Origin of the sequence: Sphingobium fuliginis, assembly GCF_015074805.1 — a bacterium.
Classification (GTDB): domain Bacteria; phylum Pseudomonadota; class Alphaproteobacteria; order Sphingomonadales; family Sphingomonadaceae; genus Sphingobium; species Sphingobium fuliginis.
The window spans coordinates 1,846,590-1,872,885 of record NZ_CP060035.1 but is presented as its reverse complement, the minus strand read 5'-3'; the positions used below and the strand labels follow the sequence as shown (position 1 = coordinate 1,872,885).

Genomic DNA, 26,296 nt, shown 5'->3' with positions numbered 1-26,296 from the left:
GGATTTAACCACAGCCGCGCCATGGTCCGCCGCCTATCCCATGAGGCGGTGGAATGGACGAGCTACTCCAGGAATTCATATCGGAAACGCAGGAAACGCTGGAGGCGCTGGCGGGGGAGGTCGTCGCCTGGGAAGCCGACCCTACGGACCGCGACCGGCTGGACGCCATTTTCCGCTTTTTCCATACGGTGAAAGGGAGCTGCGGCTTCCTCAACCTGCCGCGGTTCGAACGGCTGAGCCATGCGGCTGAGGATGTGTTGTCGGAAATCCGGGCGGACAAGCGCCTTGCCGATCCTGCCACCGTCAGCGCCGTTCTGGGCATCATGGACAGGATCGCGGAACTGGCCGAGGCGGTCGCCATCGGCGCTGCGCTGCCGCAGGAGAATGACGATTATCTGATCGCCGCCCTGACGGAGAAGGAAGCGTCCGCACCGGATGAGGGCGAGGCGCCGGCGGCGTCCGTCGCCGTCGCGCGCGCTTCCGGCGGGCAATCGGCGCCGCGCACGATCCGCCTGCCCCTGTCGCTGATCGACCAGTTGATGAACGGCGTGTCCGACATGGTGCTGGCCCGCAACGAGCTGTCGCGCAAGCTGCGCGAGCGGTCGGGCGATCCGGAACTGGAAAGCGCCTTCGAAAGACTGTCGACCTGCGTCGCGGACATGCGCGACGCCATTTCCAAGACCAGGATGCAGCGCGTCGACCGCCTGTTCACGGCCATCCCGCGCATGGTGCGCGATCTCGGCCGGGACCTGGGCAAGCGCATCGACCTCAGCCTTGAGGGGGGCGATGTCGAAATGGACCGCGAAATGGTGGAGATGGTGGTCGACCCGCTCACCCATATCGTCCGCAACAGCATCGACCATGGCATAGAAACGCCGGAAAGGCGCCGGGCGCTGGGCAAGCCCGAAGCGGGGCGGCTGAAGCTGGAGGCGCGCCAGTCGGGCAACCAGATCGTCATCGAGATTTCCGATGACGGGCAAGGCATCGATACCGGCCGGCTGGTCGACAAGGCGATGGCGGCGGGCCGCCTGACGCCGGAAGCAGCCGCGCGGATGAGTGAGGCGGAGAAGCTCGACCTGATCTTCCATCCTGGCCTTTCGACCGCCAGTCAGGTCACGGCCATTTCCGGGCGCGGCGTCGGCATGGATGTGGTCCGCGCCAATGTGGAGCGGATCGGCGGCGTCATCGCGCTCGACAACCGGCCCTGCTGCGGATTGACCATCACCTTGCGGGTGCCGCTGACACTGACCATCATTCCGGGATTGATCGTGCGGGCCGGCGACCTGCATTTCGCGATTCCCCGCGCTGCGGTCGTGGAAATCCTGCAAGACAACAATGAGACGCTGAACATCGCGCAGGTCGGCGGGGCCAAGATCGCGACGATCCGCTCCATCCGCCATTCGATGATCGATCTGGAAGACGTGCTGGGCATGGAGCGGGTCGCGCAGTCCGGGCCGCGTGCCGTCATGGTCGTGCGTTCCGCGACCGGCGTGCCCTTCGCCATGGGCGTGTCGGCGGTGGAGAATCATGAGGAACTGGTGATCCGTCCCGCATCGCCGCTGGTGATGGCGTCGGGCGTCTATGCCGGCATGACCCTGCCCGACAATGGCAAGCCGATGCTGCTGCTGGACGCGGCGGGCCTCGCCAATGCGGCGCGTCTGCCCAACATCATCGACGATCATGCGGCCCGCCGGGCCGGGGAGGATGAGGAGGCGCAGGGCGGTGTCGAGATGGTGCCTGCCTTGCGGTTCGAGGAATATTCGGGCGAGCGGCGCTTGCTGAAGCTGTCGCTGATCGAGAGGGTCGAGGACATCGACGCCCGGCTGTTCGGTCGGTCGGGCGGACGCGGCTTCGTGCGTCTGGACGGGCGGCTGGTGCCGGTCGCCAACGGCCATCATGCCTTTTCCGAGGAGAAGGTCGCCGCGCTCCGCCTGCGCGACGGCGCGAGGGAGGCCTGCTATCCGGTTGCCGCGGTGCTCGACATCGTGGAAATGCCCGCCGTGCCGGACATGATCGCGATGCATGGGCTGTTGAGCGGGGTTGCCGTGATCGATGGCGAGCATCTGGAGGTGATCAATCCCTTCGCCCTGTTCGCCGCCCTGCCGGAGGAGCCGGTCGCGGAACGGAGCGGCGGTCGCTGCCTGCTGGCCGACAGCGAGGATGGCTGGACGCGCGAGATATTGGCGCCGCTGCTCCGCCAGGCCGGGCATGATGTGGTGATGGGCCTGCCCGCCGACGAAGCGGTCGACCCGCAGGATGTGGTGCTGTTCACCGGATCGGACGCCTCCCAGGCGAGCGAATTGCTGGGCTGCCGCATCGTCCATCTGCGCGCCACGCCGCGACCCGCCGGACCCCAGGACAGCAGCATCTATCGCTATGATCAGGACGCGCTGATGGCCGCGCTCGCCGGATCGCGGCGATAGGAACGGAGAAATAGCCGCATGAACCAGCTTTACCTCTTCGCCACGCTGGCGGGCACGAGGATCGCCGTCGAAACCCGGGAGGTGGAGGCGGTGGTCAAGCTGACCGACATCTCGCCGGTGCCGGGCATGGGCGCGCATGTCGCCGGGCTGTCCGCGCTGCGCAGCCGGGTGCTGACCGTCATCGACGTCGCCGCGCTGGTCCGGGGGCGGCCGACACCCATGGAGCGGCGGGTCTTCGCGATCATCGCGGACATCAGCGGCCACAGCTATGGGCTGATGGTCGATGCCGTGCACGACATCTGCCAGGTGCCGGAGGGCGAACTGCCGCTGCGCGGCCAGCTCGATGCCGCCTGGGCGCCCTATGCCCGCGGCCTGGTGGAGCATGAGGGCCAGCCCTATCTGCTGGTGTCGTTGAGCGGCTTCATCGAGGCCGGCACCGTCGCCCAGGCGGCATGACGCCAGATCGCACGATCTCGTACCGGCGTTTACCAAATCCTCGCCTTTGCCCGTTAAGGCTTGTGACGATGGGACGCAAAACAAGGGACGCTCTATGAAAAACTGCCTGGTCGTGGATGATTCGAAGGTCATCCGCAAAGTTGCCCGCCATATATTGGAATCGCTCGATCTTTCGGTGAGCGAGGCGGTCGACGGGCGTGACGCCCTTACGCAATGCGAAACGTCCGTGCCGGACGTGGTCCTGCTGGACTGGAACATGCCGGTGATGAGCGGCATGGAATTCCTCCAGGCGTTGCCGGACGCCAATCTGTCCGCGCGGCCCAAGATCATCTTCTGCACCACGGAAAACGGCATCAGCCATATCAAGGCCGCCGTCGAAGCCGGCGCGGACGAATATGTGATGAAGCCGTTCGACCGCGAAACGCTGGAAAGCAAGCTGACGATCGTCGGCGTCATCTAGGCGTAGCGCTTCGGATCGAGCGCTCTTCGACCGACCTCCCCGATTTTGTTCAGAAAGATTTCCCTCGATGACCGTTCACGTGCCGATCATGGCCAGCAGCCGCGACGAGGACAGGGCGCTGCGTACCCTGATCGTCGACGATTCGGTCGTGGTCAGGACGGTCATCGAACGGATATTGAACGCCGACCGACGGTTTTCCGTCACGCACAAGACCAACAGCGCCGAACATGCGCTGGGCTATTTGCGGGACCATGAGGTCGACCTGATCCTGCTCGACATAGAATTGCCGGGACAGAGCGGCCTTACGGCGCTGCCGGCGATCCTGCGGACCAATCCGCGCGCCAAGGTCGTGATCCTGTCGGGCAATTGCGAGGAGGGGAGCGCCGCGGCGGTCGAAGCGCTGGCGCTGGGCGCGAGCGACATATTGGCGAAGCCGGGAAGCGGCAGCTTCGGTGAGCACTTCCCCCAGGCCCTGATCGACCGCCTGTCGCGCCTGTTCAGCGGCGAAGCCATGCCTGTGGCGGTCCGGCCGCCGCTGCGGGCCGATCCGGAGCAGGCGGCCCAGCCGCTCGCCTGCCTGGGCATCGGCGCATCGACCGGCGGCATCCATGCCCTGGGACAGCTTTTCGCGGGTCTGGCCGCGCCGCTGGGCGTGCCGATCCTGCTGACCCAGCATCTGCCCGCCAGCTTCACCCATTATTTCGTCCAGCAACTGGGGCGGATGACATCCCTGCGCGTCAAGGTGGCGGAGCAGGGCGAGTTGCTGGCCCCGGACATCGTCTATGTCGCGCCGGGCGACGCCAATCTCCAGCTTCGGCGGGGGCTCTATGCTCGGGTGTCCGTCGTGCTCAATCCGCAGCGCACGCCGACCGGCAATCTGCCCGGCGTCGACCCGATGTTCGCCAGCATGGCCCAGGCCTATGGCGCTGGCGCGGCCGGCGTGGTGCTGACGGGCATGGGGCGGGACGGCACCGCGGGTGCGCGGGACATAGTGGCGGCCGGCGGATGGATCGTGGCGCAGGACGAAGCGAGCAGCGTGGTCTGGGGCATGCCCGGATCGGTCGCCGGAGAAGGATTGAACTGCGCCCTGCTGGAACCCCATGCGATCATGGATTTCGTGGCGCGAAGAGGAAAGAACAGAAACTGATGGCATTGCCCCCTTCGGCCGACCCCCTCCTGTCCGGCTCCGTTTCCTCCGGCGATCCCATGCGCGGGGCGGCGCGCATCTTTTCCGGCCTGCTGGAAGCGCGCACCGGTCAGATCCTGTCCGAAAGCCGGGCCTGGCGGATGGAGACGGCGCTGAAGCCTGTGCTGCGGGCGCATGGGCTGAGCGACATGGATGCGCTTGCCTCCCGGCTGATGGGGCACAAGGATGCTATGCTGGAAAATGACGTGGTCAACGCGCTGCTCAACAATGAGAGCAGCTTCTTCCGCGATCTCCAGATATTCGACATGATCCACCGCCATATCCTGCCACGCATCCATGCGCAGCGATCGGACCGGACGCTGCGCATCTGGAGCGCGGGCTGTTCGACTGGGCAGGAGGTCTATTCGCTGGCGATCCAGCTTTGCAACGACATGGCGCGCTGGCGCGGCTGGCGGATCGAGATATTGGCGACCGATATTTCCACCGCCGCCATAGCGCAGGCGAAGACGGGCATCTTCACGCAGATGGATGTGCAGCGGGGCCTGCCGGTGGGGGACCTGCTCAAATGGTTCGACCCTTCGGGCGACGATTGGCGCGCCAATTCGGCCCTGCGCCAGATGATCGATTTCCGCACCGACAATCTGTTCGACGCGCATGCGCCCCAGGGCGAATATGACCTTTTGCTCTGCCGCAACGTGCTTCTCTACTTCACGCCCGAACGCCGCCAGAGCGTGCTGCGTCTTCTCGCCCGGCACAGCCATGCGGGCTCTGTCCTGCTGCTGGGCGCGGGCGAGACGGTGATCGGCCATAGCGAGGATTTCGTCCCCCATGCCGAATTCCGCGGCGGCTATGGACGCCGCGCCGACGCCGCGGCGCAATCGGGCGGAGCCATGCGCCGGGCGGTCTGATCGTCCCGGCGGGAAAATACCGCGCCCTGCTTGATTGGTCTGCCGCTGTCGGCCATGGTCTGTCCGCGCGCCCGAAGGCGCTGACGGACGAATGCGAGTGACTGGCCCTTGGCGATGAACGACTTCCCGATGATCGACACGCCGTCGCCCAATTTTGACGAGCGCAGCCTGCCGATTTCCATGCTGGTGCTGCACTATACCGGGATGGCCGATGCCGCGACCGCGATCAACTGGCTCGCCAGCCCGGAATCCAAGGTATCCGCTCATTATGTCGTGACGGAGGATGGGCAGGTCATCCGCATGGTGGATGAGGAAAAGCGCGCCTGGCATGCCGGCCGTGCCCATTGGCGCGGCATCGACGACATCAATTCGGCCAGCATCGGGATCGAGATCGTCAATCCGGGGCATGAATGGGGCTATCGACCCTTTCCGGACGCGCAGATGGGATCGCTGATCCCGCTGATCCACCAGATCGTGCAGCGGCACAGGATCACCCGCGGCAACATCGTCGGGCATAGCGATGTCGCCCCGGCCCGCAAGCAGGACCCCGGCGAACTGTTCCCCTGGGGCCAGTTGGCGCGTCTGCGGCTGGCCCTGCCGCGACCGACCAAGAATCTGATGGACCCGCATTGGAGCGACGGCGGCTTCATGTTGGCGCTGGAGCGCTTCGGATACGACATTGCGGAGCCGCAGGCGGCGGTGGTCGCGTTCCAGCGCCGCTTCCGGCCCGAACTGATCGATGGAATCATCGATGGCGAGTGCCGGGCGATCCTGCTGGCGTTGCTGCTGCCCAAGCCGATGGGCGACGACTGAACGGGGACGACGCCCAAACGGGGATGACGGGGGCGCCGGACTTGTGTATAGGCCCCTCTGCCAGAGGGCCGGGCGGCCGCGGCGTGGCGGGTAACTTCCACGGCGAGGAAAGTCCGGGCTCCACGAAATGACGGTGCCGGCTAACGGCCGGCTGGAGTGATCCAAGGGACAGTGCAACAGAAAGCAGGTCGCTACAGCTTCGGCTCAGCGAAATTGAAAGGGTGCGGTAAGAGCGCACCGCGCCTGCGGCAACGCAAGGCGGCACGGTAAACCCCACCGGGAGCAAGACCGAATAGGGGCGGCGCGCAGTTTCGGCTGCTAGGCCAGTTTCGGCTGAGACCGCCCGGGTTGGTTGCTGGAGGGACGGAGCGATCCGTCCCCTAGAGGAATGGTCGCCACCCTTCGCAAGAGGGGGACAGAACCCGGCTTACAGGCCCTCTGGCATTTAAATCCTCCCCATCGGCAGATGGGGAGGATTTAAAATAACGGCAATTTCATCGGCTGCCGGGGTGGCGTTCCGCCTGCGGCCTGCCTAATTTGGAACCATGGCAAGAAGCAGCCGATCCAATGACTGGGGCTTTCCCCGCTGGCGCAGCTACGGCGCATCGCGTGAGGCGCAGCAGGTGCGCCTGTGCGACCGGCATGGCTGCGACCGGCCGGGCGACTGCCCCGCGCCCAAATCGCCCAACAGCCGCGAACGCTGGTATTTCTGCACCGACCATGCAGCGGAATATAACCGCAACTGGGACTATTTTCAGGGCCTGGACCAGGAAGAGCGGGAGCAGCGCGAACGTGCCGAGCGGCGCGACGCGGGCGGTTATCAGAACAGCGCCTATCATGGTTGGGGCGGGCCGGGTGACGGCAGCCGCTCGCGCGACGAGTTGCATGCGCTGCAGGCGCTGGAGCTGGAGGACGACGCTGATTTCGAGGCCGTGAAGAAGAGCTGGCGCCGCCTTGCCAAGGAATATCATCCCGATGTGAAGCCCGGCGACGCGCAGGCGGCCGTGCGTTTCCAGACGATCCAGGCTGCCTATGAAGTGCTGCGGGCGGCGGAGGAGCGGCGGACGTGGAAACCGCGGGAGCGGGCGGATTGAAGGATCGCGTCCGGTCGAACTGGGATCATGCGGTGCTGGTCTGCCGCAAATGTTCGAAGAAGCTGGACGGCGGTTTCGGCCGGGACGGGGACGAGCGGCTGGCCCGGGCGCTGCGCCGGCATCTTTCTCTGAAAAAGGGGCGCAAGGCGGCGGCTGGGATCGTCGAGGTCAACTGCCTCGGCATCTGTCCCAAGGGTGCGGTGACAGTCGTCGACGGCGCAAAATCGCGCGACTGGTTGCTGGTGCGGCCGGGCGCCGATCTGGATGAACTGGCACAGGCGTTGGGCCTGGTTCCGGCAAAGGAAGGCTGAATTCAGCCTGCGCGCCTGATCCGGGCCGAATCGATCAGCCCGGCGTCGGACAGCAAGGGCATCAGCAGCCCTTCTTCCTTGTGCAGCCGGTTCAGGATGCTGGCCAGGATGGCACGGGTTTCACGGCAGAAATCCGCCCATTCGCGTTCGATCCGATCATCGCTCCAACGCGCCATATAGGCGGCGAAGTCGCTGGCGATGGGCGCCATTTCACTTTCGAGTCGCGCCGCGGTGCCGCGCAGCTTTTCGTGCGGCTGCCGTTGCATATTGGGGTAGAAAATCCGGTCTTCCAGCGCCAGATGCGCCATCAGCAGGCGGGCGAACTGCCAACGCAGCGGGCCCAGCCTTTGCGGAACGCCTTCGTCCGCTATCGCCTGATGAAAGCGGGCGGCCATCGCCTCTATCTCATCATGCTGCTTCTGCAATTCGTCGAGGTCCATGCACCGCTTTCCTCGTCCCCGCCCGGCATATTCCGCTCGCGGGGTTAAGAAACGGTTGTGCGGACTTCACAAAGGCTTGAGCGGTCCGCCCGCCGCGCATTCCACGCGGCGGGCGCCCTCCATTCAGGCCGGCTGGTCGGCGCGGCTGACGCCCTGGCCGTCCAGATTCTGCGCGGCGAAGTCCCAGTTGATCGCTTCCTTGAGGACGCGGTCGGCATAGTTGGGGCGCGCGTTGCGATAGTCGATATAATAGGCATGTTCCCACACATCGAGGATCAGCAGCGGCTGATGGCCCTCATGCGCAACGGGCGTGTCCGCGTCATGGTAGCTGGTGACTTCCAGCTTCCCGTCCTTCAGGATCAGCGCGGCCCAGCCGCTGGCGAAATGGCCGACGGCTTCGGCCTTCAGCTTTTCGACCAGCGCGTCGACCGAGCCGAAACCCTCGTTGATGAGGTCGAGCAACTGGCCGGACGGCGCGGTCTTGGTCGGCGACAGCGACTGCCAGTAAAAAGTGTGATTCCAGATCTGGCCGACCTGGTTGAACAGGCCGCCCTTGGACGACTTGATCAGCTCGACCAGCGACTTGCCCTGGAGCGAGGCGTCGGCGGCGACCAGTTCATTGGCCTTCACGACATAGGCATTGTGGTGCTTGCCATGGTGGAAGTCGAAGGTTTCGGCGGTCAGAATGTCGCCAAAGGCATCCTTGGCATAGGGCAGGGGGGGAAGAACAAAGGCCATGGCGGAACTCCTCGGGTTCGTTATGGGTCGGCCGCAGAACGGATGGTGCGGTCGATTGGTTCAATGGTCCTGTCGGGGCGTGGACGCCTCCGCGCCCCTCCCATATGCGCCCCCGGCGGCCATGAAAACAGATATATGCCTATTGCGAAACGATCTTAATTAGGCGGCCGATTCAACCCTGGGGCGGGGTGGTTTCACCGATCTCGTCACTGTCCAGCTTTTCGCCCAGGTCCAGGCCGTGGCGCATCAGCATGGGGATGTTGGCGGCAGCGAAGACGACCGATACGATGGTCACGCCCCATACCTTGACGGCCAGCCAGCTATCGAAGCTCATGGTCCGTCGCATGACTTCGTTGGCGAGCGCCATGGCGACGAAGAAAAGGGCCCAGTTGCGCGACAGCTTGCGCCAGCCGGTCTCGGTCAGGCCGTCATAGGCCGCCTGGAGGAGATATTTGAGCAACGCCTTGCCCCGCATCAGCCCCGCGAACAGCATCAGCGCGAAGAAGGCGTAGATGATGGTCGGCTTGATCTGGATGAAGCTCTGGTCGCGGAAATAGATGGTGAGGCCGCCGAAGAAGAGGATCAGCAGCGCCGATAGCCAGAGCATGGGCGACACGCGGCCGAGCTTCACCTTAGAGGCGATCACGGCGACGACGATGGCGGCCATGAAGGCGGCGGTGCCGAACATCATCGCGGTGATGGGGTTGCCCGGCCCCCAGAGCCAGCCCGCGCCCTTGTAGGTCAGGAAGAAGACGAGAAGAGGGCCGAAGTCCAGCGCGAGGCTGAGATTGCCGCCATGGGTCGGTTTTTTCGGATCAGCCATATATGTTCACTCCGTCGTCCCGGCGCGGGCCGGGATCTCGTGAGGCCGGGTCGAGCCGCGGAGGCCAGAGATGCCGGCCTGCGCCGGCATGACGAAGGGGGAGCGATCACCGCGCATAGGCGGTTCCCGCGATCGCCCGCGCCATGTCGCCCGGGTCGAACGGCCGCAAATCCTCGATCTTCTCGCCAACGCCGATGGCATGGATCGGCAGGCGATATTTCTCCGCCGCCGCGACCAGCACGCCGCCGCGCGCCGTGCCGTCCAGCTTGGTCATGACGAGGCCCGTCACCTGCGCGAATTCCTTGAAGACCTCGATCTGGCTCAACGCATTCTGTCCCGTGGTGGCATCCAGCACCAGCACAACGTCATGCGGCGCCGCCGGGTTCAACCGGCCGAGCACGCGGCGGATCTTGGCCAGCTCGTCCATCAGTTCGGTCTTGTTCTGCAGGCGCCCGGCCGTGTCCACGATCAGCACGTCGATGCCGGTGGCGGTCGCCTGCTTCACCGCGTCGAAGACGATGCCCGCCGCGTCGCCGCCCTCCTTGCCCGCGACGATGGGGATGCCGAGCCGTTCCGCCCAGACCTTGAGCTGGCCGATGGCGGCAGCGCGGAAGGTGTCGCCCGCCGCCAGCATCACGCCATAATCCTGTTCGAGGAAGAGGTTGGCGAGCTTGGCGATGGTGGTGGTCTTGCCGGAACCGTTGACGCCGATGACCAGGATCACCTGAGGGCGCGGAAAAGCTTCGATCTCCAGCGGGCGCGCGACCGGGGCGAGAACCTTCTCGATCTCCTCCGCGATGATCTCCCGCAGATAATCCTCGGTCAGTTCGCGGTTGTAGCGGCCTTCGGACAGGCGGTCGCGCACGCGGGCGGCCATGGCGGGACCGAGGTCGCTGACGATCAGCGCTTCCTCGATCTCGTCCAGTGTCTGCTCGTCGAGCGCGGCCTTGGAGAAGAGGCCGGTGAGATTCTCGCCCAGCTTGTCGGAAGTGCGCTTGAGGCCGCCGAAGAGGCGATCGCGCCAGGATGTTTCAGCCATGTCTATCCACCAGCATCATCCCCGCGCGGGCGGGGATCCATCTCCCATGGGGTGCACCAGGCGGAACGGCCCGGAGCCCGGAGATGGATTCCCGCCTGCGCGGGAATGACGGAAAAATGATTGTCTCTCACGCTGCCTCTTGCGCGATCAGCGCGCCATTCTCAAGGGCCGTGATGGTCGCATGGACGATGGAGGAGGGCGATTGCGGGGTCGCGAAACGCACCGGGGCGAAATTTTCGGCATGTCCGGAAAGCCCGTTGCGTTCGACCAGCACGGATTGGGTGGAACCGATGAGGCTCTGGAGCCAGCGTTCCCGTTGCGCCTCGCAGGCGGCGCGCAGCCGGGCGGCGCGCGCCTTGATGGTGGCCCGCTCCACCTGCGGCATGCGGGCGGCCGGGGTATTTGCGCGCGGTGAATAGGGGAAGACATGGCCATGGACGATGGCGCATTGCTCGACCAGCCTGAGGCTGTTTTCGAACATGGCGTCGTCCTCGGTCGGAAAGCCGGCGATGATGTCGGCGCCGATGCTGATCTCCGGACGGGCGGCCCTGAGGCGTTCCACGACGCGCACGGCGTCGGCGCGGCTGTGGCGGCGCTTCATGCGCTTCAGGATCATGTCGTCGCCCGCCTGGAGCGACAGGTGCAGATGCGGCATCATGCGCGGCTCATGGGCGAGGATGTCGAACAGCCGCTCGTCGATCTCCACGCTGTCGAGCGAGGAAAGGCGCAGGCGGGGGAGGTCGGGCACCCCCTTCAGCATGCGTTCGATCAGCAGGCCGAGCGACGGCGCGCCCGGCAGGTCCGGGCCGTAGCTGGTGACGTCCACGCCGGTGAGGACGATTTCCCTGTAACCCGCATCGACCAGTTCCCTGGCCTTGTCGATGACGGCGCCGGCCGGGACGGAGCGGCTGTTGCCCCGGCCATAGGGGATGATGCAGAAGGTGCAGCGATGGTCGCAGCCATTCTGCACCTCCAGGAAGGCGCGGGCATGTTCTGCAAAGGCGCTGGCCATATGGGGAGCGGTGTCGCGGACCGACATGATGTCGGAGACCCTGACCGGGTCACTTCCTCCGTTCGGGAGATAGGATGTCCGGTGCATCTTTTCCCGATTGCCGATCACCGCGTCGACTTCGGCCATGGCGGCGAAGGTTTCCGGCTCCGTCTGCGCGGCGCAGCCCGTCACCATGATCCGCGCACCGGGGCGGTCGCGGCGGGCGCGGCGGATGGCCTGCCGGCTCTGGCGCACGGCCTCTGCGGTCACGGCGCAGCTGTTGACGACGACCAGATCATCCTGCGCGTTCGGCATCTCGCGGCCGATAATCTCTCGAATCGCCTCGCTCTCCGCGATGTTGAGGCGGCAGCCAAGCGTGATGATCTGCGGCCCGCCCATGTCAGAATCGCGCCCAGTCAGCCTCGCCGTCGAAGACATGGGTGGCAGGGCCGGTCATCAATATATGCCTGCCCGGCGCCCAATCGATCACAAGGTCGCCCCCCGGCAGGCTCACGGTGGTCGGCCCGCTCGCCAGCTTGCGCCGCACTGCCGCCACCGCCGTCGCGCAGGCGCCGGTTCCGCAGGCGCGGGTCAGGCCGGCGCCGCGTTCCCAGACGACCAGGCGGATATGATTGTCGCCCACCATCTGCGCGAAATTCACGTTCACGCGGGCGGGGAAGAGCGGATCATGCTCGATCAGCGGCCCAAGACGGTCGAAGTTCACACCGTCCAGACGGTCCATGAAGAAGATCACGTGCGGATTGCCGACATTGACCGCGACCGGGGCAGGCAGATCCTCCCAGCTTACCGGCATGGCCAGCGTGTCCATGGCGTAGGCGAGGGGGATCGCGTCCCATTCGAGGCGCGGTTCGCCCATGTCGACGCTCGCGCCGCCATCGACGGTCCTTGCGTCCAGCAGGCCTGCCTTCGTCTCGATCAGCACGTCCCGGCCGACGAACAGGGGGACGCAGCGGGTGGCGTTGCCGCAGGCCTCCACCTCGCCGCCGTCGCTGTTGAAGATGCGCATCGACACGTCGGCGCGGTCGCTATTGCCGATCAGGATCAACTGGTCGCAGCCGATGCCGGCGTGACGGTCGGCAATGGCCTGCGCGCGCGCCTCCGTCATGTCGAGCGCGGTTTCCCGCGCGTCGATCACGACAAAGTCGTTGCCCAGTCCATGCATCTTCGAAAAACGGCCCATGATGGGCGCGCATGTAAGGCCTGTGCCGGCAAAAGACCAGCCTATCCCGCGTTCAGTGCGGCGCGCCTGCGGCCATAGAGGAAATAGACGGCCAGACCGATGGCGTTCCAGAGGAGGCAGGCGAGGATGGTCTTCGCCGGCAGGCTGATGAACAGATAGGCGCAGCCGCCGATGGCGCCGAGCCCGACCAGCCATCCGGCCGGGGTGCGGAAGGGGCGCCGCAGGTCGGGCATGCGCCGGCGCAGGATCAGCAGGCATGCGCCCACGGCGGTGAAGGCGATCAGCGTTCCCGCATTGGCCAGCGCCGCGATCTCGTCGATGGGCAGCAGGCCGGCGATGATTGCGACCAGCAGGGCGGTGACGGCGGTGATCCGGGCGGGCGTCCCGCGCCGGGAGATCAGCGCCAGCCTTTGCGGCAGGAAGCCGTCGCGGGCCATGACGAGGAAGATGCGGCTCTGGCCGTAGAGGAAGCCCAGCAGCACCGTGGGAAGGGCGATGACCGCCGCGATGGCGACGATTCGCGCCACCTGTCCCTGGCCCATTTCGCGCAGGATCAGCGCCAGCGGTTCGGGACTGCCGGCAAAGCGGGTGAAGGGCATCGCCCCGACCGCCGCCGCCGCCACGAGCACATAGATCAGCGTGCAGGCGACCAGCGATCCGACGATGCCGATGGCAAGGTCGCGATCCGGGTTCTTCGCCTCCTCCGCCGCGGTGGAGATGGCGTCGAAGCCGTAGAAGGCGAAGAAGATGATCGCCGCCGCGGCCATGACGCCGCGCTCGACGCCGTCCGGCGCCATCGACTTGGCGAAGCCGAAGGGCATGAAAGGCTGAAGGTTCTGGGCGTCGAAGGCGGGCAGGGCGATGGCGACGAACAGGCTGAGCGTCGCGATCTTGATCACCACCAGCAACGAGTTCAGCCGCGCGCTTTCATGCGTGCCGAGCATCAACAGGCCGGCGACCACGGCGATGATGAAGATGGCGGGCGCATTGACCAGGCCGCCCAGTTCCGGCCCCCTGGTCAACAGGTCCGGGAAGCCCGCCGATGTCAGCAGGGGTGCGGCATAGCCGGACCAGCCCACCGCCACGGTCGACACGACCAGCGAATATTCGAGGATCAGGCTCCATCCGACGATCCACGCAATGCCTTCGCCCAGCACGACATAGCTGTAGCTGTACGCGCTGCCGGCGGCGGGCATCATGGTGGAAAGTTCGGCATAGGCCAGCGCCGCGCAGGCGCAGATCGCGCCGGCAATGGCGAAGGACAGCAGCACGGCTGGACCCGCCCGGTCCGCGCCGACGCCGATCAGCGTCAATATGCCGGTGCCGACGATGGCCCCCACGCCCAGCGCCAGCAGATGCGGCCAGGACAAGGTGCGCGCCAGCCTTTGCCCCTCATGCGAGGGCATCATCGCCTCCATCGGCTTGCGGCGCGTCCAACCCATGTCCTGATTCCCCTCTCTGCACGGCGCACCTTGCCGCTGCCGAAGCTGCTGGCAAGGGGTTTTACAAATGTAAGGCAGCGCCGGGCCGCCTCTCGCGACTCCCCTGATATTCTGTTACAGGGACGCAAACAAAGGTCGCGACGGCTTAAATCTTCTTGAAAAGGGGGAAGGCGTCCCATGGATGCTGCTGCGTCGACCGTTCCCGCGTCCGTGCGGGAAAATGGCTTTTACCTGGCAATGTCGGTCGCCATCGCGGCGACGGTGATCGGGGGCTTCGGCTCCTACGCGCTGCGCGGAATGGTGGATGTGGCGCGCGTGCCCTTTTGGGTGCATGTCCACGGCGCGGTGTTCGTCGGCTGGACATTGCTGTTCGTCATGCAGAACGCCTTTGCCCATCGCGGGTCGATGGCGCTGCATCGGCGCATGGGATGGGTGGCCGTAGGCCTGGCCACGGCGATGGTGCCGCTGGGCATCCTGACCATGAGCATGGCGGTCGTGCTGGACCGGGTGCCGCCCTTCTTCACGCCGCCGATCTTCCTGGCGCTGAGCCTGCTGGAACTGCTGGCCTTCGCCGCCCTGCTGACGGGCGCCATCCGGATGCGCCGACGGACCGAATGGCATCGGCGGCTGATGCTGTGCGCCATGGTGGCGATCATCGGGCCTGCCTTCGGACGCATCCTGCCGATGCCGCTGCTCGGCCCCTGGGGCGGGCTGGCGGTGATGAGCGGGCAGATGCTGTTCGTCGCGGCCGGCATGGTCCATGACCTCGCCACGCGGGGCCGGGTGCATCCCGCCTATGCCGTGGGCGCTGCGGCGATTCTGGCGGAGGGACTGGCCGTGCCGGTCCTGGCGGCGACGCGGCCTGTCCTCTGGCTGGCTTCCGCCCTGGCCGGCTGAGCCGCTTTCGGTTGCGTCGGGCGCGCCCTTGCGCTAAGGGCGCGCCAGCAGTCGGATGGTTTGCCGTCCGATACCCTGACAGATCCATGGCACTCAAGAGGAGTACCGGATGGACGCTGGCCGGCGAGGTTTCGCCCGCCGGCGATTTTGTCGTTTGACGGGGTAAGCAAGGTTTTCCGGGCCTTTCGGCCCAAATTGAGGTGATGATGTTCGATTCGCTAAGCGATCGTCTGGGTGGGGTATTCGACAAGCTGCGTGGGCGCGGTGCGCTGACGGAGGACGATGTCCGCGCCGCGATGCGCGAGGTGCGAATCGCGCTGCTGGAGGCCGACGTCGCGCTTCCGGTGGTGCGCCAGTTCGTCGAGCAGGCAACCGAGCGGGCGGTCGGCAGCGACGTGCTGCGATCGGTCACGCCGGGGCAGATGGTCGTCAAGATCGTCTCGGACACGTTGACCGAGACGCTGGGTTCGGAATCCTCCGACCTGCTGATCGACGTGACCCCGCCCGCCGTCATCATGATGGTCGGCCTGCAGGGTTCGGGCAAGACCACCTCCACCGCGAAGATCGCCAATCGCCTGAAGGAAAAAGAGCGCAAGAAGGTGCTGATGGCGTCGCTCGACGTCCAGCGACCCGCCGCGCAGGAGCAGTTGGCGGTGCTGGGCACGCAGACCGACGTGGCGACCCTGCCCATCGTGCCGGGGCAGCAGCCGGTCGACATCGCCAGGCGGGCGTTGCAGGCGGCGAAGCTCCAGGGTTTCGACGTGGTGATGCTCGACACCGCAGGCCGGCTGCATGTCGACCAGGCGCTGATGGACGAGATGAAGGCGGTGGCCGAAGTCTCCAGCCCGGCGGAAATCCTGCTGGTGGTCGACTCGTTGACCGGTCAGGACGCGGTGAATGTCGCGACCAGCTTCACCGCGCAGGTGCCGCTGACCGGCGTGGTGCTGACCCGGATGGACGGCGATGCGCGCGGCGGCGCGGCGCTGTCGATGCGCGCCGTTACCGGCCGTCCGATCAAGTTCGCGGGTACCGGCGAAAAGCTGGACGCGATCGAGCCGTTCCATCCTGCCCGCGTGGCGCAGCGCATATTGGGCATGGGCGACGTCGTCTCGCTGGTCGAGAAGGCCGCCGAGACCATCGACGCCGAGGAAGCCGACAAGCTTGCCAAGAAGATGGCCAAGGGTCAGTTCGACATGAACGACCTGCGCGCCCAGCTCAACCAGATGCGCCGCATGGGCGGTCTTGGCGCGCTGGCGGGCATGCTGCCGGGCCTCAAGAAGGCGCAGGCGGCGATGGCGCAGAGCGGCGCCAACGACAAGACGCTGATCCATCTCGATGCGATGATCGGGTCGATGACCCCCAAGGAGCGGGAGAAGCCCGCCCTGATCAACGCCAAGCGCAAGATCCGTATCGCCAAGGGTTCCGGCACGACCGTGCAGGAAGTCAACAGGCTCCTGAAAATGCATCAGGAGATGGAAACGGCGATGAAGAAGATCCGCAAGATGGGCGGCCTGAAAGGGCTGGCCAAGATGTTCACCGGTGGTGGGCTGGATGGGATGCTGGGCGGCGGCGGCGCGCCTCCGCAGGGTTTGCCGGGACTGGGGAGCAATATGCCGAACCTGCCGCCCGGCTTTCAGAATTTCATGAAGAAGTGAAGCTGCTCGTCATTGGCGCAAGCTGGGATGACGAATTGAAAAACACGTAATTGGTACAGAAAGGTAAGGTCAGGTTTCATGGCAACGTCCATTCGTCTTTCGCGCGGCGGTTCGAAGAAGCGTCCCTATTACCGCATCGTCGTGGCGGACAGCCGCGCCCCGCGTGACGGCAAGTTCATCGAGCGCATCGGCAGCTACAACCCCGTCCTGCCCAAGGGCGACGAGAAGCGCGTCGTTCTGAACGTCGAGCGCGCGAAGCACTGGGTTGCCGCCGGCGCGCAGCCGACCGACCGCGTGGCCCGCTTCCTGGATGCTGCCGGCGTGAAGGAACGCGCCGCCCGCAACAACCCGAAGAAGGCCGAGCCGGGTCAGAAGGCCAAGGATCGCGCCGAAGACCGCGCCGCCAAGGCTGCGGAAGCCGCTGAAGCTGCCGAAGCCGCCAAGGCGGCCGCCGCCGAGGCCGCTGCCGCTCCGGCCGCCGAAGCACCGGCGGAAGAAGCCGCTCCGGCTGAAGAATCGGCTGAAGGCTGAGCCCTTTGACCGACAAGCCCGTCACGCTTGCCGTCATCATCGGCGCGCATGGAGTGACGGGCGAGGTCCGTCTGAAGCTGTTCGGGGAGGGGGCTGAGGCCCTGAAATCCTATGACGGCTTCGATGCGGCGGGGCGCAGGCTGACGTTGAAGTCCGTGCGCCCCGGCCCGAACGGCGCGGTCGCCCGCTTTGCCGAAGTCGGCGATCGCTCCGCGGCGGAGGCGCTGCGCGGCACGGAACTGACCGTTCCCCGTTCGGCTTTGCCTCCTCTGGGGGAGGGCGAATATTATCATGCCGACCTGATCGACCTGCCCTGCTTCTCCAGCGATGGCGAAGGGCTGGGCCATGTCGTGGCGGTCGAGAATTTCGGCGCCGGCGACATCATCGAGGTGGAGCGGCCCAACGGCAAGCGTTTCATGGCGCCGATGCATGCGGTGACCATTGCGGATGAGCGGGCGGTCATAGAGGCCGCCTTTGCGGCTTGAGCTTCGTTCGCCAGGGCAATTGAACCGCCGTGCTCCCGCGAAGACAGGAGCCCAGATCGGACGGTGGAACCAGGCTCCCGCCTTCGCAGGAGCAGCTTGTAGATCAATCGGAGGCATTAAGAGGGCGCGAACCATGCCGAAAATCCTTGCCGCTCTCTATCTGCTCCTGATGGTCGCCGCCGGCTGGCGTCTCTTCGCCATGTCCTGGTCGCGGGCGCTCAAGATCGCCGCGGGCGTGGCGATGGTCGTTCCCATTCCGATGCTGTTCCTGCTGCCCGCGCTGGTGCAGCCGGACCGGCCCTTCGCGGACCTGCTGTGCGCCATCGGCATCGCGCTGATGCTCGGCGGCGGGGTGTCGCTGCTGGGCGGCATGACGGGCGCCTGGTTCAAGGCGCGCAAGGCATGAGCTTTCAGGCGCAGATATTGACGCTCTACCCGGAGATGTTTCCTGGGCCGCTGGGCGTGTCGCTGGCCGGGCGGGCGCTGGCGGAGGGGAAATGGGGCTGCGATCCCATCCACATTCGCGACTTTGCCACCGACAGGCATCGCACCGTGGACGATACGCCCGCGGGCGGCGGGGCGGGCATGGTGTTGCGGGCCGACATCCTTGGCCTTGCCATCGATCATGCGCTGGCAAAGCGCCCGGACCTGCCCGTCATCGCCATGACGCCGCGCGGCGCGCCGATCACCCAGGGGCGCATCCGCCAGCTTGCCGCCGGTCCCGGAGCCACCATCCTCTGCGGCCGGTTCGAGGGATTTGACGAGCGGATTTTCGACGCCCGGCCCGTCGAGCAGATCAGCATGGGCGACATCATCCTTTCCGGCGGCGAAATGGGCGCCCTGATGCTGCTGGATGCTTGCATCCGCCTGCTTCCTGGGGTAATGGGCGCCGCTTCCAGTGGGGATGAAGAGAGCTTCGAAAGCGGCCTTCTCGAATATCCGCACTATACCCGGCCCGTTATATGGGAAGGGCGTATGATCCCCGAAGTGTTGCGATCGGGGGATCATGCGAAGATCGCCGCCTGGCGGAAACAAAGGGCGGAGGATGACACACGGCTAAGGCGGCCGGACCTTTGGGAACGTCATATCGGCGTTCGGGACCAGCCGCCCTCTGGTGCGCAACGCGAAAAGTAGGACTTGAAGTCATGAACCTGATCCAGCAGATCGAGGCCGAGAACATCGCGGCCCTCGCCAAGGATATTCCGGAATTCCGTCCCGGCGACACGCTGCGCGTCGGCGTGAAGGTCGTCGAAGGCGACCGCAGCCGCGTCCAGAATTACGAAGGCGTCTGCATCGCCCGCTCGAACAAGGGCATGGGCAGCAACTTCACCGTGCGCAAGATCAGCTTCGGTGAGGGCGTGGAGCGCGTCTTCCCGCTCTATTCGCCGAACATCGATTCGATCACTGTCGTCCGCAAGGGCGTGGTGCGTCGCGCGAAGCTCTATTATCTGCGCGGCCGCACCGGCAAGCGCGCTCGCATTGCCGAGCGCCGTGAAGTGCGCAGCGAGGATTGATCGCTTTCATACTGTCTTGACAGTTGTAAAAAAGAGACAGGCGGCATCCCATGCGGGTGCCGCCTTTTTCTTTATGCATCAATGATTTGATCTGGAATTGCGGGGATTTCCCCTTTCCCCGTCAGCCATGATTTTGCGCCGCAGCAGAAATTCGTTTTTCTTTGATGGCGGTTTTGTGTCAGCGTTCCGTTTCCAGAGATTGCTAAATATTTCGAAGATCCAAGCCTGCGGCTCTGGAGCAGGATCATCGTAGCTCAAAGGATTTGAACGAACTGTTCAGGTAAGAACAAGAAAATATCTGTCGGGAGAGGCTCTCTTCATAACGAAGCAAGGGGGCTGGTTCATGAACCACAAGAGTTTCGTTTCTCGCGCAGCCATGATTATTGCGCTGTCTTCTTCAGCAACAGTTTACGCACAGACCGATCCGCAAGCGGCCTCCGCCACGGATGGCGCGGCGATCATCGTCACCGGCACCCGCCTGACCGGGATGAAGGTGGCCGACAGCCCGGCGCCGATCCAGCTCCTGGGCGCGGACACGTTGCAGCGCACGGGCTCCCCGGACCTGATGCAGAGCCTGGCGCAGCAGCTTCCCTCCGTCCAGGCGCAATCCTTCGGCAGCGACCTTCAGGCGCATAACCTGCAGATGAAGCTGCGCGGCCTCAGCCCCAACCACACGCTGGTCCTGGTCAATGGCAAGCGGCGCCACGGCACCGCCAACGTCTCGGTCGCCGGTGGCCCCTATGGTGGCAGCGCCGCTCCGGACGTCAGCTTCATCCTGCCCGAATCGATCGAGCGCGTGGAAGTGCTGCAGGACGGCGCGGCGGCGCAATATGGCACGGACGCGATCGCGGGCGTCATCAACTTCCTCCAGAAGAAGGCCGACCATGGCGGCTCCATCAATGCGACCGGCGGCGAATATTACGACCAGGGCGGCAAGACCTATGCGATCGGCGGCAATATCGGCCTGGCGCCCTTCGACGGCGCCTATCTGAACATATCGGCGCAGAAGAAGCACAAGGGCTTCAGCTTCCGGGGCGACATCAACCCGCAATCGATCAACCTGTCCAACACCTATCCCGAAATCAGGAACCTGCCCGGCTATCCCTATACCAACCGGATCATAGGCGACCCGCACATCGACCAGACGGTCGTGAACTACAATGCCGGCTATGAATTCGGCGACTATGAAATCTACAGCTTCGGCAGCTATGGCCACAAGAAGGCCGCCGCCTATGAGAATACGCGCCCGCCGACGACCGTCGTCAGCGCCGGCGGCGTGCCCTATTATGCCGGGGGCTTCCAGCCGCAGGAGCGCATCGACGAGACCGATTATTCGGTGACCGGCGGTTTCCGCGGCACATTGGGGGACACGACGTTCGACCTGGCGTCCACCTATGGCAAGGATCTGGTCAAGGTCTATGTCTATCATTCGGCCAATGCCCAGCTCTACGCCGATACCGGCTTCACGCCCGAAACCTTCCACAATGGCGACTTCTTCAACACCCAGTGGAGCAACACGCTCGACCTGACGCATGCCGTGGACATTGGGCTTTCGGAACCGGTCAACATCGCGGCGGGCCTGGAATTCCGGCATGAGACCTATGGTATCCGGGCCGGCGATCCGGCCTCCTATTATGGCGGCGGTGCGCAGTCCTTCTTCGGCTACAGCCCCAATGACGCGGGCAAGTACAAGCGGGACAATTTCTCGCAATATCTGGACATCAGCCTCAAGCCGCTGGAAAACTGGCTGGTGGACGGCGCGGTCCGCCACGAACATTATAGCGATTTCGGTGACACGACCGTCTTCAAGCTGACCAGCCGCTATGACTTCTCCGACGCCTTTGCGTTGCGCGGCACGGTCAGCACCGGTTTCCGCGCGCCGACCCTGGCCGAAGGAGGCTATTCCGGCCTGAACGTCGGACCGGGCTTCATCGGCGGCGTGCTTCCGCCCGCATCGTCCGCCGCGGCGTCGCTGGGCTTTGGCGGCCTCAAGCCTGAAAAATCGACCAACTTCAGCCTGGGTACGGTCATCAACCCGGCGCGCAACTTCACCATCACGCTGGACGCCTATCAGATCACGATCCGCAACCGCATCATGACCTCCACGGCCTTCTCCGGCTTTACCGGCAATCGCTGCCCGGCGGGTTATGCGGGCGGCAATGCGGCGGCCTGCCTGCCCTTCGATGCGGACCAATATGCCATCTACAACCAGTTGGCGGTGCTGAGCGCGGTGAACGCGGCGCTGGGCGGCAGCAGCACGGTGACGGACTGGAGGACGGCGGACGCGATCCCGGCCTATGTGCTGTTCGCGGACAATGGCGTCGACCGCAACACCGAGGGCGGGGTGTCGGTGCAGAGCTTCGTCAACGGCGTGAAGATGCGGACCCGGGGTGTCGACCTGGTTGCGAGCTATGTCACCGACCTTGGCGAAATGGGCAAGCTCGACCTGACCTTCACAGGCAATTACAACGCCAACAAGGTCCTGGGCATCAATCCGCTTCCTTCCGCGCTCTATTCCAGCACCGTCAATCCCGAGCTGACGCGCCTTATCGACGCGTCGAGCGAAGTGGAGCTGGAGCACAGCACGCCGCGCTTCCGGGGCACGTTCAACGCCTTCTGGACCTGGGGCAAATTCTCCGCCAACCTGCGCGAAAGCTATTATTCGCAGGTTTATACGCTGGAAACCGCGCGCAGCGGCCCGGATGCCGGCGACCTCATCAAGGTGCCGGTCAAGGAGGCGTTCATCACCGACCTCGAACTTGGCTACCAGATCGCCAAGCCGATCAAGCTTTCCATCGGTGCGAACAATCTGTTCAACAAATATCCGACCCAGCGGTCCAAGGAGTTCATCCGCAACGCGGAACTCGCCAATGGCGAACGCGGCTATTCGACCAGCAAATATCCGACCATCTCGCCCTTCGGCATCAATGGCGGCTATTATTATGCGCGGGTGAACGTCACCTTCTGAAAACAGGCGGACAGGCCTTCCGGCCTGCCTGTCTTGCAACGGGAAGGGCGGCGAACGGCACGGGCCGTCGCCGCCATTCTGCCTTTTATCGGTGCCAGTCCATGCCGCTTTTCCACCGTATCGCCACCCCGGCCGACGAACCGGCGCTGCTGGAACTGATGACCCTGGCCATCGACCGCCTGCAATCCGGTTTCCTGACACCCGAACAGGTGAAGGCCAGCCATGGCTTCATGGGGCTGGACAGCCGGTTGATCAGCGACGGCACCTATTTCGTGATCGAGGATCGGGGGGAGATTGCCGGTTGCGGCGGCTGGAGTCGGCGCGCCACGGCCTATGGCGGCGACCATAGCGCGGGGCGGGACGACCGGCTGCTCGATCCGGCGACGGAGGCCGCCAGGGTGCGGGCCATGTACACCCATCCCGATCATGTGCGGAAGGGCGTGGGCACGCTGATCCTCTCCCTTTGCGAGGAGGCGGCGCGGGCCGAGGGCTTCGCGGCGCTGGAGCTGTCCGCCACCATGGCGGGCGTGCCGCTTTACCGCAGCTTCGGTTTCGCCGACGTGCGGGCGTTCGAGGATAGCGGCGTGCCGCTGATCCTGATGCGCAAGCCTATTGGCGACTCGTGAACCAGAGGCCGATCAGGCTGAGCGCCGCCGCTGCCGACATATAGAGGCCGACCAGCTCGACGCCCTGGACCTGGATCAGCCAGGTCGCGACGATGGGAGCGAGCGCGCCGCCGATGATGCCGCCCAGGTTGAAGGCGAAAGACGCGCCGGTATAGCGAAGCTGCACCGGGAAGAGATGCGGCAAATAGGCGCCGAGCGGCCCATAGACGAAGCCCATCAGGAACAGGGCGAGGCTGAGGATCAGGAAGATCGGCAGCAATTGCCCGGTGCCCATGGCGGGACCGAAGATCACGCCCATCGCCACCGTGCCGATGCAGCCCGCGACCAGCACGCGGGTCGGGCTGCTCCTGTCCGACCACCAGCCGGCGACGATGATGCTGAACGCCATGAACAGGATCGCGCCCAACTGGATGGCGAGGAAGGTTTCGCGGTCGATCCTGAGCGTGGTGGTGCCATAGCCGAGGGCGAAGGCGGTCGCGATATAATAGACGGCGAAGCAGGCGGCGCAGGCGAAGGTGCCCGCGATGGCCGCGCCCAAATGGCTCTTGAACAGGGTGGCGAGCGGCACGGCGGGCGGCGGTGCTTCGGCCCGGGCGGCAGCGAATTCGGGGGTTTCGGTGAGCTTCAGGCGTATCCAGAGGCCCAGGATCACCAGCACCGCGCTGCCCAGGAAGGGCAGGCGCCAGCCCCAGGCGAAGAAATCCTTGTCAGTGAGGAACATGCCCAGCAACAGGAACAGCCCATTGGCGGCCAGGAATCCGACCGGCGCGCCCAATTGCGGGAACATGCCGAAGCGCGCCCGCCATCCCGGAGGCGCATTCTCCACCGCCAGCAAGGCCGCGCCGCCCCATTCGCCGCCGAGGCCGAAACCCTGTCCGAAGCGCAGGAGGCAGAGGATCAGCGGCGCCCACCAGCCGATGCTCTGATAGGTCGGCAGGAATCCGATCGCCAGCGTCGATCCGCCCATCAGCATCAGCGACGTCACCAGCGTCGCCTTCCGCCCGATGCGGTCGCCATAATGGCCGAACACCGCCGCGCCCAGGGGCCGGGCGAAGAAGGCGAGGGCGAGGCTGCCATAGGCGGCGAGCAATTGTGCCGAGGGGGAGGAGGCAGGGAAGAAGAGCGGCCCGAAGACCAGGCTGGCGGCGGTCGCGTAGATATAGAAGTCGTAGAATTCGACGGCCGTGCCGATCAGGCTGGCCGCCAGCACCCGCTTGTGGCGCAGCATCGCGCCCATGCCGCCCATTTCCCTGGTCCCTGCTTCCACCGCTTGCACGCCCCCCATCGTCGTCATTTACCCGCCCGCTTCTGGTTCAGCAATTCATAGGCCATCACCGCGCAGGCGACCGCCGCGTTCAGGCTGTCCGCCTTGCCCAGCATCGGCATCTTCACCAGCAGGTCGCATTCGGCTTCATAGCTTTCGGGCAGGCCCTGCGCCTCATTGCCGACCAGCAGGAAGCTGGGGCTCTGGTAGCGCGGTTCCTGATAGTCGTGCGTGGCCTTCAGGCTGGTGCCGATCAGCTCGCCCGGCCCCTGGCGCAGCCAGTGCATGAACTCGCCCCAGCGCGCCTGGGTGATGCTTTGGGTGAAGAGGGCGCCCATGCTGGCGCGCACGGATTCGACGGAGAAGGGGTCGACGCAATCGTCGATCAGGATCAGCCCGCCCGCGCCGACCGCATCGCCGGTGCGCAGGATCGTGCCCAGATTGCCGGGATCGCGCAGCGACTGGGCGACGATCCAGATGTCGGCCCTGCTCCGGTCGAGCTTCGCCAGCGGGGTCAAGCGGTCGCGATAGACGCCGACCACCGCCTGCGGATTATCCTTGCCGCTGATCTTGGAGAGGATGTCGGGCGTCGTCTCTATCACGTCGCCGCCCGCCGCCTCCATCGCCGCGATCAGGTCGGCGGCGAGTGGGTGGGTGGAACCGGCGTGGAACAGCATTTCGGGCAGCACGCCTTCCTCGCGCGCTTCGGTCAGGATGCGCAGCCCTTCGGCCAGGAAGAGGCCCTCCGCCTTGCGGAACTTCTTCTCCCGCAGGGAACGGACGCGCTTCACCAGCGGGTTGGAAAATCCGGTGATTTCTCGCGCCACGATGCTGTCCCTTGCCCTTTTTGCAGGTCCGCCGAAACGGCCTCTCTATAGGGGGAGAGGGGAAAAGGGTAGGGGGCTTGGCAGGGTGGGGGTTTGGCCTTGCTGCCGGCGGGCTTTAAACCAAACACTCTATCTCAGGTCGCCTGGGAGGCGCCGTGCCGGGCGACGGCGACGCGGTTGCGGCCGGAGCGCTTGGCTTCGTAGAGCGCCATGTCCGCGACCGCCAGCCAGCTTTCGCCGGTCGGCCAGTCGCCGCGAAGTTCCGCCACGCCGAAGCTGACGGTGGCGCGCAGCGGCGGCGTGCCGGGCATTTCCGCAGCGGCGATCGCGTCGCAGAAGCGCTGCGCCGCCCTTGCGGCATCGTCCTCCGCCGTTTCGGGCAGCAATATGCCGAATTCCTCGCCGCCCAGCCGCCCGAGCGAATCGCTGGGGCGTTGCAGGCCGGCGCAGAGCCGGGCGATGCCGCGGATCACCTGGTCGCCAGCGGGATGGCCGTAGGTGTCGTTGATATGCTTGAAATGGTCGATGTCGAACAGCAGCAGGCTGGCGGGCCGCTCATGCCGTTCGAACAGGGCGATGGCGCGGTTCATTTCGGTGAGAAAGGCTCTGCGGCTGAGCGCGCCGGTCAGATGATCGCGCTCCGCGATGCGGCGCAGTTCCAGCTGCTCAACCACCAGCGCGGCGAGATTCTTGAGGATGGCGATCTGCGCCGGGTCGAATTCGCGCGGCACGGTGTCGATCGCGCAGAGCGAACCGATATTATAGCCGTCCGGCGTCTCCAGCGGGATGCCGGCATAGCTGCGGATGTTGGGATCGCCCGTCACCAGCGGATTGTCGCGGAAGCGGGCATCCTCCTTGGCGTCGGTGATGACCATCGGCGCCCGCTGGCGGATGGTGTGGTCGCAAAAGGCGATGTCGCGGGCGGTTTCGCTTTCGTCGAGGCCGGCCAGCGACTTGAACCACTGCCGATCGGTATCGACCAGCGAGACGGCCGAAATCGGCACGCCCAGGATGCTGCGGACCAGATCGGTGATGCGGTCGAAGGAGGATTCCCTTGGCGTATCCAGAACTTCATACCGGTTCAGCGCGGCGAGACGCGCCGGTTCGTCCATCAGCTTTGGATCGAGCATTGCCAACTATCCTCAACCGGCGGCGCGCCCTTCCTGCGCCCCGCGATTCCCGTTCGATATTATCCTGTGATAGTCGCTTGCCGATGTTTGACAAAGGCTTAGCAGGCTCGACC

Annotated in this window: 28 protein-coding genes and 1 other RNA gene; 18 read left to right on the top strand and 11 right to left on the bottom strand. The window is 65.4% G+C overall.

The features are described 5' to 3' along the window. Positions 1-53: 53 nt before the first annotated feature. From H5V43_RS08990 to H5V43_RS08950, 9 genes are all read left to right on the top strand, one after another. Positions 54-2,423: a chemotaxis protein CheA gene (locus H5V43_RS08990; RefSeq protein WP_025547615.1), complete on the top strand. Its 2,370-nt coding sequence runs from the start codon at positions 54-56 to the stop codon at positions 2,421-2,423. Positions 2,424-2,441: 18 nt separating this feature from the next. Further along, positions 2,442-2,879, top strand: a complete 438-nt coding sequence (locus tag H5V43_RS08985) for a chemotaxis protein CheW (protein ID WP_044662721.1) — start codon at positions 2,442-2,444, stop codon at positions 2,877-2,879. A gap of 94 nt (positions 2,880-2,973) precedes the next feature. Next, entirely contained in the window at positions 2,974-3,339 is a 366-nt protein-coding gene (locus H5V43_RS08980; protein ID WP_025547613.1) for a response regulator, read from the top strand. A 67-nt stretch (positions 3,340-3,406) separates the two neighbouring features. After that, positions 3,407-4,486 carry a chemotaxis protein CheB gene (locus H5V43_RS08975; protein ID WP_025547611.1) on the top strand — a complete coding sequence of 360 codons (1,080 nt, stop codon included), beginning with the start codon at positions 3,407-3,409 and terminating at the stop codon, positions 4,484-4,486. After that, on the top strand, positions 4,486-5,394 hold the full coding sequence (locus H5V43_RS08970) for a CheR family methyltransferase (RefSeq protein WP_025547609.1): 909 nt from the start codon (positions 4,486-4,488) through the stop codon (positions 5,392-5,394). Before H5V43_RS08975 ends, H5V43_RS08970 begins: the two co-directional genes overlap by 1 nt. A 114-nt stretch (positions 5,395-5,508) precedes the next feature. Further along, positions 5,509-6,207 carry an N-acetylmuramoyl-L-alanine amidase gene (locus H5V43_RS08965; protein WP_025547608.1) on the top strand — a complete coding sequence of 233 codons (699 nt, stop codon included), beginning with the start codon at positions 5,509-5,511 and terminating at the stop codon, positions 6,205-6,207. A gap of 60 nt (positions 6,208-6,267) precedes the next feature. After that, positions 6,268-6,653, top strand: an RNA gene (rnpB, locus tag H5V43_RS08960) — RNase P RNA component class A. 99 nt (positions 6,654-6,752) lie between these two features. Beyond that, positions 6,753-7,301 (top strand): J domain-containing protein, encoded by a 549-nt coding sequence (locus tag H5V43_RS08955; RefSeq protein WP_025547607.1) that lies wholly within the window; start codon positions 6,753-6,755, stop codon positions 7,299-7,301. Continuing rightward, on the top strand, positions 7,274-7,612 hold the full coding sequence (locus H5V43_RS08950) for a hypothetical protein (RefSeq protein WP_025547605.1): 339 nt from the start codon (positions 7,274-7,276) through the stop codon (positions 7,610-7,612). The genes H5V43_RS08955 and H5V43_RS08950 overlap by 28 nt, the downstream gene beginning before the upstream one ends. A gap of 2 nt (positions 7,613-7,614) precedes the next feature. Here the strand turns inward: H5V43_RS08950 and H5V43_RS08945 are convergent, their stop codons facing one another. From H5V43_RS08945 to H5V43_RS08915, 7 genes are all read right to left on the bottom strand, one after another. Next, positions 7,615-8,052: a hemerythrin domain-containing protein gene (locus tag H5V43_RS08945; RefSeq protein WP_025547603.1), complete on the bottom strand. Its 438-nt coding sequence runs from the start codon at positions 8,050-8,052 to the stop codon at positions 7,615-7,617. Between the two features lie 123 nt (positions 8,053-8,175). Next, positions 8,176-8,790 (bottom strand): superoxide dismutase, encoded by a 615-nt coding sequence (locus tag H5V43_RS08940; RefSeq protein ID WP_025547601.1) that lies wholly within the window; start codon positions 8,788-8,790, stop codon positions 8,176-8,178. A 172-nt stretch (positions 8,791-8,962) separates the two neighbouring features. Then, the gene (gene ispZ, locus H5V43_RS08935; protein ID WP_099185639.1) at positions 8,963-9,613 is read right to left on the bottom strand and encodes a septation protein IspZ; all 651 of its coding nucleotides are present in this window, start codon (positions 9,611-9,613) and stop codon (positions 8,963-8,965) included. 106 nt (positions 9,614-9,719) lie between these two features. Continuing rightward, positions 9,720-10,652, bottom strand: coding sequence for a signal recognition particle-docking protein FtsY (gene ftsY / locus H5V43_RS08930; RefSeq protein ID WP_025547600.1), 933 nt, complete (start codon positions 10,650-10,652; stop codon positions 9,720-9,722). 127 nt (positions 10,653-10,779) lie between these two features. Next, on the bottom strand, positions 10,780-12,042 hold the full coding sequence (mtaB, locus tag H5V43_RS08925; RefSeq protein WP_025547598.1) for a tRNA (N(6)-L-threonylcarbamoyladenosine(37)-C(2))-methylthiotransferase MtaB: 1,263 nt from the start codon (positions 12,040-12,042) through the stop codon (positions 10,780-10,782). A 1-nt stretch (position 12,043) separates the two neighbouring features. Next, positions 12,044-12,844, bottom strand: coding sequence for a diaminopimelate epimerase (gene dapF / locus H5V43_RS08920; protein ID WP_025547596.1), 801 nt, complete (start codon positions 12,842-12,844; stop codon positions 12,044-12,046). 41 nt (positions 12,845-12,885) lie between these two features. Then, positions 12,886-14,286 (bottom strand): amino acid permease, encoded by a 1,401-nt coding sequence (locus H5V43_RS08915; RefSeq protein WP_193666642.1) that lies wholly within the window; start codon positions 14,284-14,286, stop codon positions 12,886-12,888. Positions 14,287-14,463: 177 nt separating this feature from the next. Between H5V43_RS08915 and H5V43_RS08910 the strand changes: the two genes are divergently transcribed. The 7 genes from H5V43_RS08910 to rplS all read left to right on the top strand — a co-directional run bounded on the left by H5V43_RS08910 (position 14,464) and on the right by rplS (position 19,368). Continuing rightward, positions 14,464-15,183, top strand: coding sequence for a hypothetical protein (locus H5V43_RS08910; protein WP_025547595.1), 720 nt, complete (start codon positions 14,464-14,466; stop codon positions 15,181-15,183). A gap of 203 nt (positions 15,184-15,386) precedes the next feature. Then, the gene (gene ffh, locus H5V43_RS08905; protein ID WP_025547593.1) at positions 15,387-16,838 is read left to right on the top strand and encodes a signal recognition particle protein; all 1,452 of its coding nucleotides are present in this window, start codon (positions 15,387-15,389) and stop codon (positions 16,836-16,838) included. 78 nt (positions 16,839-16,916) lie between these two features. Then, complete coding sequence (gene rpsP / locus H5V43_RS08900) at positions 16,917-17,369, top strand: 30S ribosomal protein S16 (RefSeq protein ID WP_025547592.1); 453 nt, start codon at positions 16,917-16,919, stop codon at positions 17,367-17,369. A gap of 5 nt (positions 17,370-17,374) precedes the next feature. Beyond that, positions 17,375-17,854, top strand: a complete 480-nt coding sequence (rimM, locus tag H5V43_RS08895) for a ribosome maturation factor RimM (protein WP_025547590.1) — start codon at positions 17,375-17,377, stop codon at positions 17,852-17,854. 133 nt (positions 17,855-17,987) lie between these two features. Then, the gene (locus H5V43_RS08890; RefSeq protein ID WP_025547589.1) at positions 17,988-18,260 is read left to right on the top strand and encodes a hypothetical protein; all 273 of its coding nucleotides are present in this window, start codon (positions 17,988-17,990) and stop codon (positions 18,258-18,260) included. Further along, complete coding sequence (gene trmD / locus H5V43_RS08885; RefSeq protein ID WP_025547587.1) at positions 18,257-18,988, top strand: tRNA (guanosine(37)-N1)-methyltransferase TrmD; 732 nt, start codon at positions 18,257-18,259, stop codon at positions 18,986-18,988. Before H5V43_RS08890 ends, trmD begins: the two co-directional genes overlap by 4 nt. 11 nt (positions 18,989-18,999) lie before the next feature. Beyond that, positions 19,000-19,368, top strand: a complete 369-nt coding sequence (gene rplS / locus H5V43_RS08880; protein WP_025547586.1) for a 50S ribosomal protein L19 — start codon at positions 19,000-19,002, stop codon at positions 19,366-19,368. 71 nt (positions 19,369-19,439) lie between these two features. Here the strand turns inward: rplS and H5V43_RS08875 are convergent, their stop codons facing one another. Continuing rightward, positions 19,440-19,616, bottom strand: a complete 177-nt coding sequence (locus H5V43_RS08875) for a hypothetical protein (protein WP_157846841.1) — start codon at positions 19,614-19,616, stop codon at positions 19,440-19,442. 95 nt (positions 19,617-19,711) lie between these two features. Between H5V43_RS08875 and H5V43_RS08870 the strand changes: the two genes are divergently transcribed. Next, a complete protein-coding gene (locus tag H5V43_RS08870; RefSeq protein WP_226870179.1) occupies positions 19,712-22,336 on the top strand; it encodes a TonB-dependent receptor plug domain-containing protein in 2,625 nt (874 codons plus the stop codon). A 101-nt stretch (positions 22,337-22,437) separates the two neighbouring features. Beyond that, positions 22,438-22,962: a GNAT family N-acetyltransferase gene (locus tag H5V43_RS08865; RefSeq protein WP_025547584.1), complete on the top strand. Its 525-nt coding sequence runs from the start codon at positions 22,438-22,440 to the stop codon at positions 22,960-22,962. Here H5V43_RS08865 and H5V43_RS08860 read toward each other — a convergent pair. The 3 genes from H5V43_RS08860 to H5V43_RS08850 form a co-directional block, all read right to left on the bottom strand. Beyond that, positions 22,946-24,208: an MFS transporter gene (locus H5V43_RS08860; protein WP_099185966.1), complete on the bottom strand. Its 1,263-nt coding sequence runs from the start codon at positions 24,206-24,208 to the stop codon at positions 22,946-22,948. The two genes, H5V43_RS08865 and H5V43_RS08860, sit on opposite strands and share 17 nt — an antisense overlap. A 44-nt stretch (positions 24,209-24,252) precedes the next feature. Then, positions 24,253-25,053 (bottom strand): TrmH family RNA methyltransferase, encoded by an 801-nt coding sequence (locus H5V43_RS08855; protein WP_044662706.1) that lies wholly within the window; start codon positions 25,051-25,053, stop codon positions 24,253-24,255. A gap of 134 nt (positions 25,054-25,187) precedes the next feature. After that, positions 25,188-26,183, bottom strand: coding sequence for a sensor domain-containing diguanylate cyclase (locus H5V43_RS08850; RefSeq protein WP_048576856.1), 996 nt, complete (start codon positions 26,181-26,183; stop codon positions 25,188-25,190). Positions 26,184-26,296 lie beyond the last annotated feature (113 nt).

Excerpts from the sequence above, each read along its gene's own strand:
- H5V43_RS08990 (WP_025547615.1), top strand. The coding sequence starts at position 54 with ATGGACGAGCTACTCCAGGAATTCATATCGGAAACGCAGGAAACGCTG.
- H5V43_RS08985 (WP_044662721.1), top strand. The coding sequence starts at position 2,442 with ATGAACCAGCTTTACCTCTTCGCCACGCTGGCGGGCACGAGGATCGCC.
- H5V43_RS08980 (WP_025547613.1), top strand. The coding sequence starts at position 2,974 with ATGAAAAACTGCCTGGTCGTGGATGATTCGAAGGTCATCCGCAAAGTT.
- H5V43_RS08975 (WP_025547611.1), top strand. The coding sequence starts at position 3,407 with ATGACCGTTCACGTGCCGATCATGGCCAGCAGCCGCGACGAGGACAGG.
- H5V43_RS08970 (WP_025547609.1), top strand. The coding sequence starts at position 4,486 with ATGGCATTGCCCCCTTCGGCCGACCCCCTCCTGTCCGGCTCCGTTTCC.
- H5V43_RS08965 (WP_025547608.1), top strand. The coding sequence starts at position 5,509 with ATGAACGACTTCCCGATGATCGACACGCCGTCGCCCAATTTTGACGAG.
- H5V43_RS08955 (WP_025547607.1), top strand. The coding sequence starts at position 6,753 with ATGGCAAGAAGCAGCCGATCCAATGACTGGGGCTTTCCCCGCTGGCGC.
- H5V43_RS08945 (WP_025547603.1), bottom strand. The coding sequence starts at position 8,052 with ATGGACCTCGACGAATTGCAGAAGCAGCATGATGAGATAGAGGCGATG.
- H5V43_RS08940 (WP_025547601.1), bottom strand. The coding sequence starts at position 8,790 with ATGGCCTTTGTTCTTCCCCCCCTGCCCTATGCCAAGGATGCCTTTGGC.
- ispZ (WP_099185639.1), bottom strand. The coding sequence starts at position 9,613 with ATGGCTGATCCGAAAAAACCGACCCATGGCGGCAATCTCAGCCTCGCG.
- ftsY (WP_025547600.1), bottom strand. The coding sequence starts at position 10,652 with ATGGCTGAAACATCCTGGCGCGATCGCCTCTTCGGCGGCCTCAAGCGC.
- mtaB (WP_025547598.1), bottom strand. The coding sequence starts at position 12,042 with ATGGGCGGGCCGCAGATCATCACGCTTGGCTGCCGCCTCAACATCGCG.
- dapF (WP_025547596.1), bottom strand. The coding sequence starts at position 12,844 with ATGGGCCGTTTTTCGAAGATGCATGGACTGGGCAACGACTTTGTCGTG.
- H5V43_RS08915 (WP_193666642.1), bottom strand. The coding sequence starts at position 14,286 with ATGGGTTGGACGCGCCGCAAGCCGATGGAGGCGATGATGCCCTCGCAT.
- H5V43_RS08910 (WP_025547595.1), top strand. The coding sequence starts at position 14,464 with ATGGATGCTGCTGCGTCGACCGTTCCCGCGTCCGTGCGGGAAAATGGC.
- ffh (WP_025547593.1), top strand. The coding sequence starts at position 15,387 with ATGATGTTCGATTCGCTAAGCGATCGTCTGGGTGGGGTATTCGACAAG.
- rpsP (WP_025547592.1), top strand. The coding sequence starts at position 16,917 with ATGGCAACGTCCATTCGTCTTTCGCGCGGCGGTTCGAAGAAGCGTCCC.
- H5V43_RS08890 (WP_025547589.1), top strand. The coding sequence starts at position 17,988 with ATGCCGAAAATCCTTGCCGCTCTCTATCTGCTCCTGATGGTCGCCGCC.
- trmD (WP_025547587.1), top strand. The coding sequence starts at position 18,257 with ATGAGCTTTCAGGCGCAGATATTGACGCTCTACCCGGAGATGTTTCCT.
- rplS (WP_025547586.1), top strand. The coding sequence starts at position 19,000 with ATGAACCTGATCCAGCAGATCGAGGCCGAGAACATCGCGGCCCTCGCC.
- H5V43_RS08875 (WP_157846841.1), bottom strand. The coding sequence starts at position 19,616 with ATGATCCTGCTCCAGAGCCGCAGGCTTGGATCTTCGAAATATTTAGCA.
- H5V43_RS08870 (WP_226870179.1), top strand. The coding sequence starts at position 19,712 with ATGAACCACAAGAGTTTCGTTTCTCGCGCAGCCATGATTATTGCGCTG.
- H5V43_RS08865 (WP_025547584.1), top strand. The coding sequence starts at position 22,438 with ATGCCGCTTTTCCACCGTATCGCCACCCCGGCCGACGAACCGGCGCTG.
- H5V43_RS08860 (WP_099185966.1), bottom strand. The coding sequence starts at position 24,208 with ATGGGCGGCATGGGCGCGATGCTGCGCCACAAGCGGGTGCTGGCGGCC.
- H5V43_RS08850 (WP_048576856.1), bottom strand. The coding sequence starts at position 26,183 with ATGCTCGATCCAAAGCTGATGGACGAACCGGCGCGTCTCGCCGCGCTG.